The organism is Dyadobacter diqingensis, from assembly GCF_024220585.1.
Lineage (GTDB): Bacteria > Bacteroidota > Bacteroidia > Cytophagales > Spirosomataceae > Dyadobacter > Dyadobacter diqingensis.
The window spans coordinates 844546-859636 of the sequence record NZ_JAMXKF010000002.1; the positions used below are offsets into that span (position 1 = coordinate 844546).

General features: G+C 42.5%; 9 protein-coding genes. 3 read left to right on the forward strand and 6 right to left on the reverse strand.

Annotated elements, in window-relative coordinates:
• Positions 1-273: 273 nt before the first annotated feature.
• A complete protein-coding gene (locus M1L62_RS08925) occupies positions 274-2304 on the reverse strand; it encodes a T9SS type A sorting domain-containing protein (RefSeq protein WP_254412691.1) in 2031 nt (676 codons plus the stop codon).
• Positions 2305-3309: 1005 nt separating this feature from the next.
• Here M1L62_RS08925 and M1L62_RS08930 point away from each other — a divergent pair.
• From M1L62_RS08930 to M1L62_RS08940, 3 genes are all read left to right on the forward strand, one after another.
• Positions 3310-3960, forward strand: a complete 651-nt coding sequence (locus M1L62_RS08930) for a response regulator transcription factor (protein ID WP_254412692.1) — start codon at positions 3310-3312, stop codon at positions 3958-3960.
• A 60-nt stretch (positions 3961-4020) separates the two neighbouring features.
• The gene (locus M1L62_RS08935; RefSeq protein ID WP_254412693.1) at positions 4021-5217 is read left to right on the forward strand and encodes a sensor histidine kinase; all 1197 of its coding nucleotides are present in this window, start codon (positions 4021-4023) and stop codon (positions 5215-5217) included.
• A 717-nt stretch (positions 5218-5934) separates the two neighbouring features.
• Positions 5935-6177: a hypothetical protein gene (locus M1L62_RS08940; protein WP_254412694.1), complete on the forward strand. Its 243-nt coding sequence runs from the start codon at positions 5935-5937 to the stop codon at positions 6175-6177.
• A 245-nt stretch (positions 6178-6422) separates the two neighbouring features.
• Here M1L62_RS08940 and M1L62_RS08945 read toward each other — a convergent pair whose 3' ends face one another.
• The 5 genes from M1L62_RS08945 to M1L62_RS08965 all read right to left on the reverse strand — a co-directional run bounded on the left by M1L62_RS08945 (position 6423) and on the right by M1L62_RS08965 (position 14413).
• Positions 6423-8831 (reverse strand): ABC transporter permease, encoded by a 2409-nt coding sequence (locus tag M1L62_RS08945; RefSeq protein ID WP_254412695.1) that lies wholly within the window; start codon positions 8829-8831, stop codon positions 6423-6425.
• A gap of 240 nt (positions 8832-9071) precedes the next feature.
• Complete coding sequence (locus tag M1L62_RS08950; protein WP_254412696.1) at positions 9072-9524, reverse strand: carboxymuconolactone decarboxylase family protein; 453 nt, start codon at positions 9522-9524, stop codon at positions 9072-9074.
• Between the two features lie 180 nt (positions 9525-9704).
• Complete coding sequence (locus M1L62_RS08955; RefSeq protein ID WP_254412697.1) at positions 9705-10499, reverse strand: alpha/beta fold hydrolase; 795 nt, start codon at positions 10497-10499, stop codon at positions 9705-9707.
• Between the two features lie 38 nt (positions 10500-10537).
• Positions 10538-11536, reverse strand: coding sequence for an alpha/beta hydrolase (locus M1L62_RS08960; RefSeq protein WP_254412698.1), 999 nt, complete (start codon positions 11534-11536; stop codon positions 10538-10540).
• Between the two features lie 177 nt (positions 11537-11713).
• On the reverse strand, positions 11714-14413 hold the full coding sequence (locus tag M1L62_RS08965) for a sigma 54-interacting transcriptional regulator (protein WP_254412699.1): 2700 nt from the start codon (positions 14411-14413) through the stop codon (positions 11714-11716).
• Between the last annotated feature and the right edge of the window lie 678 nt (positions 14414-15091).

Genomic DNA, 15091 nt, shown 5'->3' on the forward strand with positions numbered 1-15091 from the left:
GTTTTTCTATACCGGTTTTCGAAGAAGTCGGTTTCGCCTATGATGATCACTACCCTACTCAATATCAGAACAATAACATCTAAGACAGCAGGCATCTAAAATATTGCATAGATATTTCGGATCACGAGAATTTCTATCACAAAAGCCAGGAATTAATTTAAAAATGCGGAGGTAATTATAAATTTAAATTACACCGCTATAAACACCTAAAGAAAGAAATTATCCCCCTGAAAATTCCCAGAAGGATAATTATATCACATAACGCCAGTTCACTTATCTAACAATCACAATTTTCGAATTTCGTATTGTCCCGTTTTTTAGCGAAATAGCTAATATGTAGGCGCCGGGGCTAATGTTTGTAACGTCTATTTCACCATCTTCCAGCTTGTTCGCCGTATAAACAACCGTACCATCCAGGCCAATCAGTTTTATCTTCGTTACATCACCCGTAACTGCTCCCTGCAGACTGACTTTTATTTTATCTGACGCCGGATTAGGAAACAATGAAGCCATCGCGAGGCTCACGCTTTCAATCCTGCTGTAAGCAAATGTCCCATCCAGGTCTATCATTTTCAGACGGTATAGATTTTCTCCTGCAACGGGTGTAGTGTGTGTATAGCTGTAAATGACCCGTTTTTTACTTTCACCTTTTGCGTCGACAGTACCAATTACATTCCACTTCTTCGCATCAATGCTATGCTGTATTTCAAATTCTTTACTGTTGCTCTCGGTGGTAGTGATCCAATCCAGTGCGGCGGTAAGGCCTTCTCCTTTTTTAGCAACAAAGCTTGTAAGCACAACCGGAAGGGGCGTTTGCGACGACACCGAATAGGTAGCCGGGGCCGAAGCAACACCAGCAGCATCTACCAACTGATAGGTAAACCCGAACGGATTACCGGAACCGCCAGATCCGATAGCACCGTAAATAACCATTTTCGCGGGATCAAAACCTGTGATCGTACCAGTAGCGGTACCCGGAACAACTTCCTGAACACCTATACCGGGAAAATCATAGTACAGTTTTGTATTACTCGTTTTGATTGATTCGACTATAAAGGTGGATCCGCTGGTGCAGGATGACGTTGCAGCACAATCCTCGGCGTCGCTGCCGCTCAATGTCTGCAGCGCCGGATTATTCATTTGAGCAGCCGAATAACCAGCCACCAGAGGAAATCCGGAAGGCGGTGTTGAACTGAAAGTCGAATTTGGCAGATTTATTATGGTCTTATCATCGGCGATCGGAGTTTGCTCGATTCCAATATTGCCGTTGGGTTTATCAGTATTTGTATTGGCATTCAATATGGTATATGAACTTACGATGCCATCAACAGCGCCGTCAGGGGTAGTACCAGTTCCATTGGACGACTCTCCGGTATTAACATAAGTTGAGGGTTTATTCAGCAAACGTACTGTATATGTTCCGGTTCCTATATAAGAAATATTATACGTACCATCAGCATTTAAATTTGTTGTAGTACCGGGAACAATGTTGCCTGATCCATCGTACAAAGCCACTTGCAAGCCACTTACCGTTGCCGTATTGATGGGTGTTCCGTTTACGAGATTATCTGATGAACCATTCGCATCATTTAAAACAATACCCGAATACACTATCGGGCAGGATAATAATGAGGCAGTATATACATTAAAGTCATCTGCAAAACTTCTCGGATCTACGGTATTGGCATTTGGCACAAATGATACCGCAAAATTTCCCGAGTTTGGAATAGTGCCTGGTAATTTGACCACAAGAGAGACGTCCACCACGCCGCCACCAGTATTTGGGGTAAGATTATAAGTATAAGATGCTGCTGAGCCATCAACAGAGTTTACTGCTCCATTGGAAAAACTTATAGTACCGGCGCCTGTTGTTGCAGTGCCATTGGAAGTGGATATTGTTGCATACAAAACACCGCCGTAGCTAATTCTTAAATCGGACTGGTTTCCATCATAAGGAAAACTAAGTGAGTTACCATTAAAGGCAGCAAAACTCATGCTGAATGTTGCTCCCGTACCTTTCAGGTTTACATTTGTTACAGCCTGTGTAAATGTTTGCGTATTGGTATTGTCGCTAAAGTAAACATTATCAGTCCCTCTATCAATGTTGCCTGAGCCACTGCCCTGCCATCCACTTTGACTGTAAGTCGCAATAGGTACATTGGCACCAGGCCCGGAAACAAGTCTTGCAAACGTCGTGGTTTGAAAACGCTCAACGGTAGCACACGTTTGAGCGTTAACAATAGTTGTGCAACAGCTTAATGCGATCAGCACAAACAATAAATACACTTTTAGTAAAGTTTTCATCCGATGAGTTTTTTGGTTAATTATTTGATAGAATTTTAGCATTCAATTCTCTTTATTACAGGTAGTTATTTATTTAAAATTGGAAAAATGCCTTATGAGGATCCTATGATTTACTGATGTGAAATTGTGATAATAAGGAGGATATAAGGGTAGGCCGCAATCTTTTGTTTCTTCCAATCCTATCTGCGTATTACCAGTGGAAAAATTCTGTCCCGTTGATTAAATACCTAATGGTTTGAAAGCCCTGCCATAAGCCTCTTGCATTTTTGAGAATGTCGATAAAAAGTCTCCATGACTGTAATGACTAAATTATACCCAAAGGTCTTTCGTTTTTTAAGATATGGCAATCATCTAAAAATGGTATTTTTCTACTACAAATTGGTACCAACCTACCACGATCATAGTAGATTGCGTTGTAGAACCGTCTGCATTCGTTTGATAATCGGTCTGGTATATGCAATATTTTTACATACCCGTCGGGAGATTACAAGATGTTACCTGTCAAAAGAGTATAATTTTACCGGGAAGAATGATCGGCAATATTTTGATTACAATGGTGCGGCTGTTGAAAATATGGAAACCGAAATCCTGATGGTTGAGTAATATCGTTTGCTTCCAGCGTTATTGATCACGGAAATGAACCCCAGGCGAACGAAGTTGTTTCCACAGAACCGTTCAATTCCTTAGCCCCGTTTTTTAGCCGTTGCAAACCAACCGTTTAGATTTGACTTCGACATCAAAAACGCTTCCGGTTGCCGGTGATATTTGTAGCAGAAACTGTACGACTTTCAGGCAAAGGAAGGTTATAAGCAACGGAACAAATTACTATAATTACAGTAGTTTTCTGATCATTTATAGTAGAAAAATACCTCATTTGAATGATTGTAACAGCCCGATAAATACCGGACTTTTATGACATCCAATTTATTCACTGACCAAAATTATTTGAATAAAGAGAGCACTATAAAGTGATCTCATGAATTAATTCCCTCAACAGATCTCGTTATGGAAACAATTGCAATTATCGATAAACACCCCATTGTCCGGGCAGGCTTAGATATATTTATCAAAACCAATTTTAACGAAGTATCCATACATGAGTTTGAGAGTTTTTATCATTTCAACAAGGCAGGTTTTAAGGACTACCCGGATTTGTTCATTGTTGGTAATACCGTGGAACTGCCAAGCACTCAGTGCAAATTTATTATGGAGTTACAGTTAGAAAACCATCCCCCGAAGTTCATTATCTATGACGAGGATCCTGATTTTTTGAAAGTGTCCTTATACTTTAAATCCGGTGTCACTGGCTACTTGACCAAGCAGTCGGATATGGACGAACTGCTAAAATGTATCCGGGATGTTCAGAATGAGAAAAATTATATTAGCAACGAGGTACTGGACGTACTGCTTCCCAAATGGGTATCGCCAGGCGACGATTCTGCCCCAAAAAATGAAATCACGTTAACACACCGTGAATTTGAAATAGCGAATTTCCTGATTAACGGATGCAGCGTTTCTCAGATTTCAAAAAAATTACAACGAAAGGCATCGACAATCAGTACCATCAAGAAAAGCTTGTTTCGGAAATTAAAAATTACAACACTGGTCGATTTAAAAGACTCATTGCAAAAATCTATACACAGGCAGATTGGCTGATTCGAAAAAATTAAATTCCAACCTGAGATTTTTCCAATTCCAGTTCACAAGAAGATTAGTATGAAATTGATTGTCACTGCCCTAATTTCCATTTTGACCATTACCGTTTTCTTTTCATTGTATGCGGATTATCGCCTGAGAAATTGCGTAACTGACAATGTTATACCGACAAAAAGCGTAAAGTCAGAAAACTTCACAAAATTACGTATAAACTACACCGTAACAACAAAACAACATTGGTTTCGGCTTTTAAAAAATACTAAAATCGAATCCCCAAAAATCCTTCGAACAGGTTCCCCGATCCAACTTCGGGAGCGCTTTGATCAACACAGCCGTGGACAGAAAGGTGACATTGCTCCTGTTCTCACAACACGCTGGCTGCGTTATAGTTGGTGGAATTATCTGCATACCATCGCGGCACTCTGCTTATTAACTTGCCTGATCACCATTGTGCTTGTGAGAGCTTTAACGGAAAAATACAAGTCTCTTGAACGGCAGGTTGCGGCGCGATCCATCGAACTTAACCAGACTATCCACGTGCTCAGGCAATCTGAAATCGCCTTGTTAAAAAGTAATCAGACGAAAGATCAGGTTATCACCATGATCTTACACGACATTCGCTCCCCCATCAGCTTCATTGCCACCATCAGCAGTTATCTGGCTGATCGACAGGATTTAATATCTGCTAAAAGCTTTAACGAAACCCTTTTTCAATTGAAAGCAGGTGCAAAAAGTCTGGTAAATTTCACGGAATTCTTTCTCGCCTGGGCTAATACGCAAAGAGAGACCTTTAAAATTCAAAAGCAATATTTTAAACTTGATAATCTTTTTACGGATGTTACTCATCTGTATCAGGAGCTGGCCAAAATCAAAGGAAATGAAATGATTATTCTCCCGGCACATCTGACATGTTACACGGACTATCAAATATTTGCATGCATAATCCGCAATCTGCTCGACAATGCCAATAAATTCACGAGGAACGGCATCATCACACTAAGCGCATTTGCCAATCAGGATGAACTGGTTGTAACAGTTTCTGATACCGGACAAGGACTCAGTTCTGCACAAATAGACAACTTTTTAGACGAAAATAAGGCTGATATTGTCAAGGGAACCGGCAGTATCTTAATTCTTTCAATGCTAAAGAACATAGGTGGCAGGCTGGAAATAAAAACAGAACTAGATAAAGGAAGCTCTTTTAGCATTATAATGAAAAACGCTCTCCCCGCCCAAAGCAACTTAACCATAGGCTAGACCCGATTACAAGCTTAACTTATAGAACAGCTTGTAGCTCAATCAAAACAACTTGTAGCTCAAAAGCCACGAACAAGTAGCCCCACAGCTCTTTCTACAAATTCTAAAATTTCTTTTTTTTGGCACATCCAACCGACTATCCTAAACCCAAAAATTTCTCCTAATTGTGATAATAAAAGTACCCAGGGCAGAAAAACATTCTAACAAGCTAAATGATTATATGACAACATGTGGATTAATCGATGAACACCCGGCACGTGCCTGGGGCTGAAATAAATTCTTGAAAAATATTTTCTGGAATTTATTTCCCCGTGCCTAAAAGTACCGTGCAACCAACAGATTGATACAATTATTATCGGTCTGAATAATGACAGTAGGCTCATTTGGCTAAAAATGCAAACGATCCTCTACTCACCGCAGAAATACTAAAACCTGATTATCAACAAATTAATAAGAAAATAGTAACCGTAATTAACCTAGAATAGTGTGTGAGTGATAAGTATGGGGCTGTAAGCTTTTGCAGTCCCATCTTTTAACCTTAACAGTGGGTTTCAATTGTACTCAACAGGGAAAGGGACACCCAAAATAAGATGTCATCTAACTATGATAAGAGCTCCAAATGACAAGTATCAGAACGTTCAGAACATGTTGATACTTCCACGCAAAAGCAAAGAAGAACCATGATGTTTTAACAAATCACTAAAATAAAGTAGTAATATGAAAAATACCAATTCCCAAATTCCTGACGCTAAACCAAGGCGAAAAACCTCAATCCGTGCTTTTGAAGATCTCAAATTCAGACATTCGGATAACACACAAAACCCGGTAGAAACTGTTTATCAGGAGGTGATGCAAGAAAAAGAAACGAGTAAAGAAGAACCTTCTTTTAAGGCGCGTCTTACCATGCGTAATTATAGAGAAACAAAAGTAAAAACAGGTTTGAGCCGGGCAGAAGAGTAATTAGATATTGTCTGTAAAAAACGATTGTGTCTTTTTATTATATCGATTTTTGTTATTTAATGGTAGTTCAGAATGAGATTACAAAATGTTGTAGTCTCATTTTTGTGTAGACACAAGGACGCCTTACTATGGGTTCTTTTCAACCTCGTAATTTAACGCCGATTGGCTTGATTCTTGCTCAAAATATTATGTTTACTACGCACCAAAAAATTTGAATTGATATGAACAAAAAACACGAGAGAACTCTATTCACTACGCAGACTTTTCACGGGATCGAGCAGTGCCGCGTGAATAGCCTGATAACTTACCGTAATGAAAGTGATAGCGAGTGTGCCTAAGCTCGCGACAGCAAAAATCCACCAGGAAATCCGGGTATGATAGGCATACTTGTCTAACCAATGATCCATAGCATACCAGGCGATGGGAGTAGCTAGCAGACAAGAGACAACAACCAGAATTACAAAATCGCCGGAAAGAAGCTGCCATAAGTTGGTGACCGACGCACCCAGCACTTTGCGAATACCTATTTCTTTCGTCCGCTGCTCCGCAATAAACGATGCCATGCCAAAAAGTCCAAGGCAGCTTATGAGAATTGCCAAACCTGCAAATACTGCTGCCAACTTGCTGATTCTTTCTTCGGAAGCAAACTTTAATGCGTATTCCTGATCTACAAACTGGTAATTGAATGGCGAATCAGGACTGTACTTTTTAAATACGGCTTCAATGTTTTTTATTGCCGAACCCGCATTGGCACCAGGGTTCAGCCTTGTAGTTATAAACCTGCCTCCTTTTGGATGAATAAAAAAGATCGATTTTTTGACCGGATCATAAGGCGATTCCATGATCATATCCCTGATCACACCGATAATTTTAAATTGCCTTCCATCCCAGGTTACCGTTTCGCCGATGGCATCCTCCACATCACGATTCCCCAGACCCATAAACTTTACAGCCGCTTCATTCAGCACAAATCCGGTAGAATCGGTAGAGAAATTTCTGGCGAAGTCACGCCCTGCGATAAACTCCCAGCCGACGGTTTTTCCAAAGTCATGTGAAATACCAATTGTTGCAAATTCGGAGTTCAATCCAGGATCTTTGCCTTTCCAATTGAAACCTACATTTGCCGAAAAAACCTCAGTCGGCGGAGCAATCGATTCTGCTATGGATGTCACACTACCCGTTTTTACAAGATCGTCCAGTACGGCGTCGAAATGTCTGTGAATATCCTGGGTGTTCACCAGCATGGTCACCAATCCTTGCCTGTTGTAGCCGATAGGACGATCTTTTGCGTGCAGAATCTGTCTGTATACTACAACTGTGCCGATGATCAGGGTGATGGAAACAGTGAATTGTACAACGACCAAAATTTTCCGTGGCAGCGTCGCGCGCAACCCCAGAGCACTCCATTTACCTTTAAGTGCTTTGATTGGCTGAAATGAAGACAGGTAAAACGCCGGATAACTACCGGCAATAAGCCCTGTCAGCACTGTGAACATGACGCCGCTCAACAAAAAAACAGGGTCACCCCAGGGAATAAACATTTGCTTGTCGGCAATTTCGTTGAAGACTGGCATGGCCAGCCAGGCAAGCACCAATGAAAGAATGAAAGCAAAAAAGACAACCAGAAAGGATTCACTAAAAAACTGGATTATCAATTGGAGCCGTATCGAACCGATTGCTTTCCGAATCCCCACTTCCTTAGCCCGTTTTTGCGAACGTGCGGTACTCAGGTTCATAAAATTAATACATGCTAACAGCAGCACAAATACACCGATTATGCCAAATAGCCATACAAATTGAATACGCCCTCCAGTATTGCTTCCGTCACTCCATTCGGAATATAAATGCCACTGGCTCATGGGATGCAGCAAGATTTGTGGCTTAAACTTTAAGTCACTTTGCGTTGTCTTTTTTAGTTTAAGGTGTTTTATTTTATCTGAAACTGATTTCAAATTGCTGTTATTTGACAGCTGTACTAAGATTTGAAAAGAACTGCTCTCCCATTCGCCATTTTCTACCGCCTCTTTCACCCAAGGAGTAGATGAGACAAAAAGATCAAACGGCGCTATAAACGCAAGTTCATGAAACTCTGAGTTGTAAGGAATATCTTCGTATACTCCAACCACCCTGACATCCAGCTCTTTATTGATTTTCATCATTTTATCGACCGGATCGGCGTCCTTGAAAAACGCTTTTGCTACTGATTCCGAGAGCAGAATCGTCGCAGGATCTTTCAGCCCGGAAGAACTCCCGCTCAATATTTTCAAAGACAGCATTTCTGCCGCACCAACAGACATGAAGTTGCCCGGCTTTGTAAAACTGGACCTCCCGTAAGTCAGCACATGTCTTTGGAGCCATGAGGTGATCACCACACGGCCAAAATCTGCTTCGAAGTTAGTTTGCAATGCTTTGAACAACGGGGCTGGAACGTTATCGCCCGTATTTATTTCTCCATCCAATGTTTGCTGTTGCATTACCCGCGCAATTCCGTGGTAATTTTCATGGCACTTATTGTATGAAAATTCATCATAAATCCATAAGCCAATCAACATGGCAACCGTCATCCCAACTGCAAGTCCACCAATATTGATTACGGAGTAGGTCTTGTTTCCGGCAAGACTGCGCCAGGCTATTTTAAAGTAGTTGCGGAGCATAATAACGGGTCGATTTACAAATCTTTTGCCATGACATTCATCACGGTGTGTAAAAGCAATTTTATTTATCAAATAACCAAGCCATGAAAAATAATATCTGTAAAAACCTGACAACTAATTTATTAGTAAATTAATATTCTCCATAAATGTTCGATTTCAGACACTGCATGTCCGTTCCGGGACGTGGAGAAACTGATTCGACAAGAGCATTCATATTGATAAAAATAAGCGAATTTCTTATTAACCGAATTGCCCTACCTGATAAGTTCCCGGTATATTTGGAAAAGACAAGTTAATTCGATTCCAGATATTGATGCTGCTGACGACAATTGTGAGATCGATAAGCTCTTCGTCAGAAAACTGACTTTTTGCTTCCCCATAAATCTGGTCAGGGACATCGCATTTTGTAACGGCTTCTGCCCACGCAAGTGCGGCTCTCTCACGAGGCGTATAATACGGCGCTTCTTGCCACGCGCTCAAACCATACAAACGCTGCTCGGTTTCTCCATTAGCCCTTGCATTTTTGTAATGCATATCCAAACAGTAAGCACAGCTGTTGATCTGGGAGACTCTAAAACAAATTATTTCCTGGAGTCCAATTTCAATTGAACTTCTCTTTAAATAATTACCAATGCCATAAAGTGTTTTAAGGGCATTTTGTCCTTTTTCTTGAATATTAAGTCGTTGTTCCATTGTTTTGAATAGTTATGGTAAAAAATTTATTAGTAGAAATATAAACGTGTCATTTTTTGACGGACTGAAAAGCAATGTCAGGATGCCTCGTTCCCCAAAAATCATTATGCGTAAGGCCTCAAAAGCGTTTTTCAGAACAGCCGGAAACCACATATGTAATGTCCCGGCTGTTTCAGAAAATTAATTAGCAGCCAGCCCCTTTCTGCTTACATCGCTTGCTGCTTCAATAATAAAGGATGCTACTTTCCCCGGCTGCGAAACCATCGGGATATGGCTTGCATTGAGCTCGATGGTTGTTGCTTTAATATTATTAGCCATTTTCACCTGAAGATCAGGATTTATCATCCGATCTTTTTTAGCCACAATGTACCAGGAAGGCTTTGTTTTCCATGCTGCTTTATCAATTTTCTCGCCCGGCGCAGCGGCTGACCATGTTCCCTGCGTCGCTAAAATGATCTTCCGTTCCGCCTCTGGCAAATCCTGGGCAAAATCCTCGTGAATACCTTTTGGCGTTAGTGAAAGAAAACCGGATGCGTCCGGCCGGACCTCGTTATTTCCAGGTGCCGGTGGCGAGGTTTTTGCCACATCATTTAACGATTGTCCATTGTCAGGCGCAAATGCAGCCACGTACAAAATCCCCGCAACCTTAGGATCATTACCCGCCTCCGAAATGACCACACCTCCCCAGGAGTGCCCGACAAGCAGCACCGGGCCGGTCATCAGCGCTATTGCGCGCTTGGTGGCTGCCACGTCATCCTTTAATGAACTAAGCGGATTTTGCACTGCAATGACTTTTATTCCTTTTGCTTCGAGCAGGGGAATAACTTTTGCCCAGCTGGAACCATCTGCAAAGGCCCCGTGGACCAAAACCACATTTTTAACTTTTTTTGCCTGAGCCAGAACCGGATTCCTCAGGGAAACATTCAAAATACAACCCAATAGAATTCCGCTGGCAATGATGTTTAATTTACTCATGATTGATTTGATTAAAAATAAAAGAATGACCTGATCATTTAACTGAGGTATTTTTTCAATTCTGCCGCGGCATGCAATACCAGCGATCGAACCGTTGGGATCGTCGCCAAGGCGTTCAGGAGTCCAAAATCGTGGATCATACCATTGTAACGGATGGTCGTTACAACAACTCCTGCCTCGTCAAGTTTTCGGCCATATGCTTCGCCCTCATCGCGCAAAATATCATTTTCCGCCACCTGAATCAGGGTTGGTGGCAAACCACGCAATTGCTCTACCGAAGCCCTCAGCGGAGAGGCATGGATATCACCACGTTTGTCTGGATCCGGGATGTATAAATCATACATCCATTTCATCAGAGAAGTAGTCAGAAAACGATCTTTGCCGAAACGATGGTAGGAATCTGTTTCAAAATCGGCGTCAACGATGGGCCACATCAAAACCAGGAGTTTAATCTCCGGCCCTCCTTTTTCCTTGGCCATCAGGGCCGTAACCGTAGACATATTTCCGCCCACACTATTACCCACGACTGCTAACCGACTGCCATCCACGTTAATTTCTGAACCATTTTCAGCAACCCATTTGGTGGCAGCATAAATTTCATTGATTGCAACGGGAAACTGTGCCTCCGACGTCCGGGTGTAGTTCACAAATACCGCTGCAAAACCAGACGCTACAACCAGATCACGTACCAGTCGTTCATGCGTCGGGTAGTCGCCCAGAACCCAGCCACCGCCATGGATAAACATAAACACAGGCAACACCTCCGTAACCCCGGCCGGACGTACAATATTTAAACTGATTTCATACCCGTCAGACGTGATGGTTTTCGGGGTAACTGCCACGCCGGAAAGGTCAACTTCAACGGACGCCTGCGCTGTGGCAAGTCCTAACTGCGCTTCCTTTGGAGACAGACTTTCCAACGGTGGCCCACCACCGGAATTCAACACTTTTAAAAATGCCTTTATACTGCGGTCAATGTACGGATCATCCGCATAGTTGACGAGGCTGAACGGTTCAGCCTTGTTAATTGAATCCATAAAACAACTTGATTTGATGTGAAATAAAATTTATAAATAAAAAAGATTAGCCTTGATGATACGGACAAGCACAAGAGATCAGGGAACCGCATAACATTAAACGTAACCTTATCGAGCGCCACTGACGACCCGTTTTCAGAAAGTTTCTGCGGCCCGTGATTCTCCTTTGCTTACCATCTAGCTTGAAAAATATTCTACTTTTTGAATAGCAAATTTTCTGATTTTCGAATGCAGAGTCGTGGCCGGGATATCCAGATATTCGGCTGCGCCTCCCCTTCCTGACAACTTCCCGCTGCATCTTTTTATGATATCGATAATATATGACCGCTCCACTTCTTCCAGGGTTCTGTTGACAAGTTCCACTTCCGGATTTTTCTTTTCTGATCTTTCTTTTGGTAAATGGACCTCTCGCAGGATCGGCTCACTCGCGAGCAAAACACTCCTTTCAATAAGATGCTCCAACTCCCTGACATTCCCTGGCCACAGATAACTTTTCAGCTCCTGGATAACCTTGGGCGAAATCGCGTTCACTTTTCTTCCGGCGTTCTTGCTATACCGGCCAACAAAAAAATTAGCCAGCGGAGCGATGTCTTCCTGACGGTCACGCAGCGGCGGAAGGCTGATCGGAAAAACATTGAGCCGGTAAAAAAGGTCAGACCGGAACCTGCCTGCTTTTACCTCTTCTTCCAGATTACGGTTTGTGGCAGCGATGATACGGACGTCAACATGGATCGTGTTTTTACCACCCACCCGTTCCAGCTCCTTTTCCTGAATCACGCGCAGCAATTTCACCTGCGCTTCCAGAGGCATCTCGCCAATCTCGTCCAGAAACAGCGTACTGTTATTGGCTAGTTCAAACTTCCCGATCCTCCTGTCGGTAGCGCCCGTAAATGCTCCTTTTTCATGACCAAACAATTCACTTTCAATCAGATTGGCCGGCAAAGCTGCACAATTGACCTTAATCATCAGCTTGTTTTTCCTCGGCGAACTGCTATGAATGGCCCTGGCGATCAGTTCTTTTCCCGTTCCCGTTTCGCCCAGCAGCAAAACCGAGGACTTTGATTCCGCGACCAGCGAGATCAGATGATAAACTTTCTGCATTTCCTGGCCATTCCCGACAATCTCGGAAAAATTGTAGATCGTCTGAATCTGTTCCTTTAAATGATCATTTTCAACTTCCAGCCGCTGCTTATAAGTGAGCAGTTTTTCGTTGGCCCTGATGTTGGAAATAGCGATGGATATCTGGGCACAAATCCCTTTCAGCAGAGTCAGATTGACTTCGTCGGTCAATAACCACAGCGTGCCCACATTTTGATTACCAACACGGAGCGCTGCTCCATAAGCGTTTTTCAAACCCGCTTTTTTCCATAAATAAAGATACCTGGGGCTTTTACCCTTGCGGTCTTCCTCCTCGATATTGAAAATAACTGGATCCTTACTACCGAGGACCTGTGCGGTCAGGTATTCATCAATGGTTATATTTTTTGAAATAAGCTCCTTGAAAACCGGCTCTTCTTCATAAAACATGTCCTTGCCCACCATGTAAGGGCTCAGCGTTATCCCGTCATCCTCGATGACCCTGATGACCGATAACTTGATGTTCAGTACATTCCGCAGCACATTGGTGATCACGCCTTCGAGCTCATCCTTCGTTTTAACGCCGGCAATATTCTGGCTAAAATCCAGTAAAAATGATTTTTCCTGCTCCCGGCTTACTATTTCTTCATTGGCCGAAATATTGCTGGCCGCGATCGAAAGCTGGCTGGAAATACGCCCGATGATATCGAGCGATTTTGCGTCAAATGTGTTTTCCCGGGTGGCGAACAGGATCAGACTGTGCTTGCCCGCACCCTCGTCGGGAAGGATATTGATCACCATTTCGCGCGCGCCGGCAATGTAATTCAGGCGGAACCATAGCGGAGCCTGGCTGATATCAAAAGACTTCATGTTGAAAACAACCGGCTTGTCCGACATCGAAGCCAAATCGTAAATTCCGTCGCTGACCGGATAAGCATTGGAAATCGCCTCATTGTATTTGGAAAACTCCCTGAGCCGCGATTCTTCGTCTGTTAAAAACGCCTTGTAAGTACTGCCGGTTTTGTCCAGGACAGTCATGACGCTATGGGTGAACGGGATTAACTTTTTAAGCCCGAAATTGATCACCTTCAAAAGGTCTTTCCGGTCGCGGACCATGACCATTTCATTGCTTAAAGAAAGCAAAACCTCATTTACTTTTTCTTTGTACGCGATCTCTTCATTTTTGATGATATTGGAAACCCCACTGGAAATCAGAGGTGCTATCCCTTTGATAATGTTCTTAAACCCGCTGGTAAAGCTGTCTTTTCTGTCGGAATACATATGCAAAAAACCGATGGTCTGCATTTTGCTTCTCAGCGGTGTCATCAGGATTTCCCTTATCCCCGCTTCATGATTGATCCTTAAAAATTTGGGACTCCCGGGTTTGTCCATGATCTCGTCAAGCAGGAAAAATTCAGGCCCGTCTGAATTTACTACCTGCCTGATAAAAGGCTCGTTTAAAGGAAAATGTGCATGAATAAGGTCCGGATAGGCGCTATGATCTCTGATCGGCGAAGCAGAGTGATCCAAAAGAAAGGGTGTGTAGGTCTGCTGGTTATCCTCAATTAAAGTGACAATGGCATGTGTAAAATAGAACAGTCCCTTAATTCTTGAAGAAAAGAGCGTAATCAGGTCATTTTTCTCCCTGACTTTTGTAATGTCATTGCTGAGATCCAGAAGAATTTTTCGCTCTCTTTCATATGATTCGATCTGATTATGTAACGTGCCTGACGAATGATCTTTTAAAACAACGGTAAATTCGTCTTCACCGTCAATCTCTGGTCGTTTTGAGCCTTTCATTTCAGAACATATTTATTGTTTGAGGTACCGTGACTATGTGGGGTGAATCAGATCTTACCAACGCTCAATTCCAGTTACTGCAAATAAACCCTCACCAAACGAGAGATATCAAAGCTTATGCCATCATAAAAAATCACCCTGAACACTCCAAACGGCGCTTATTAGGGGTATTTTACAACCCCAGTCGTTGTATTAATCCAAATTCACGAAGATGTCCAAAAATCTGGAGGTTGGAATCGCTGGTATCCATCATCCATTATATGTGCTAAGGAGGCGCTAACCTGCCAGACAATAAACCGAATACGACCTGCCCAAAATCGCCACAGTTAGCAGGTTTTCAGTTTTGCCGGATCTCTTTTTTAACAAAATCCCAGCTGCTCATTCCTCAGTCACCCGTTACCAGCGAGCATTATGTTTTGGTTAAATACACCGCAGCTTTCAATTGGTCGCTGATACGAAACTTCTTTTTGGATTTCTCCAAAAAACTGGAGTTATCACAAATCTCCGTAGTGATGATTTTTATTTGTCTCCGCTGTGTTCCGGAATTTGTCGGGTAGACAACCGGGAATAAGATCTGTAATCCGGTCAAAAATCGGCACGGGAAGTAATTTTAATTTAAACCCGTCTTATTCAGAAATAACATACCTGACGATCCTGTATACAGCCTGGCGGCACATT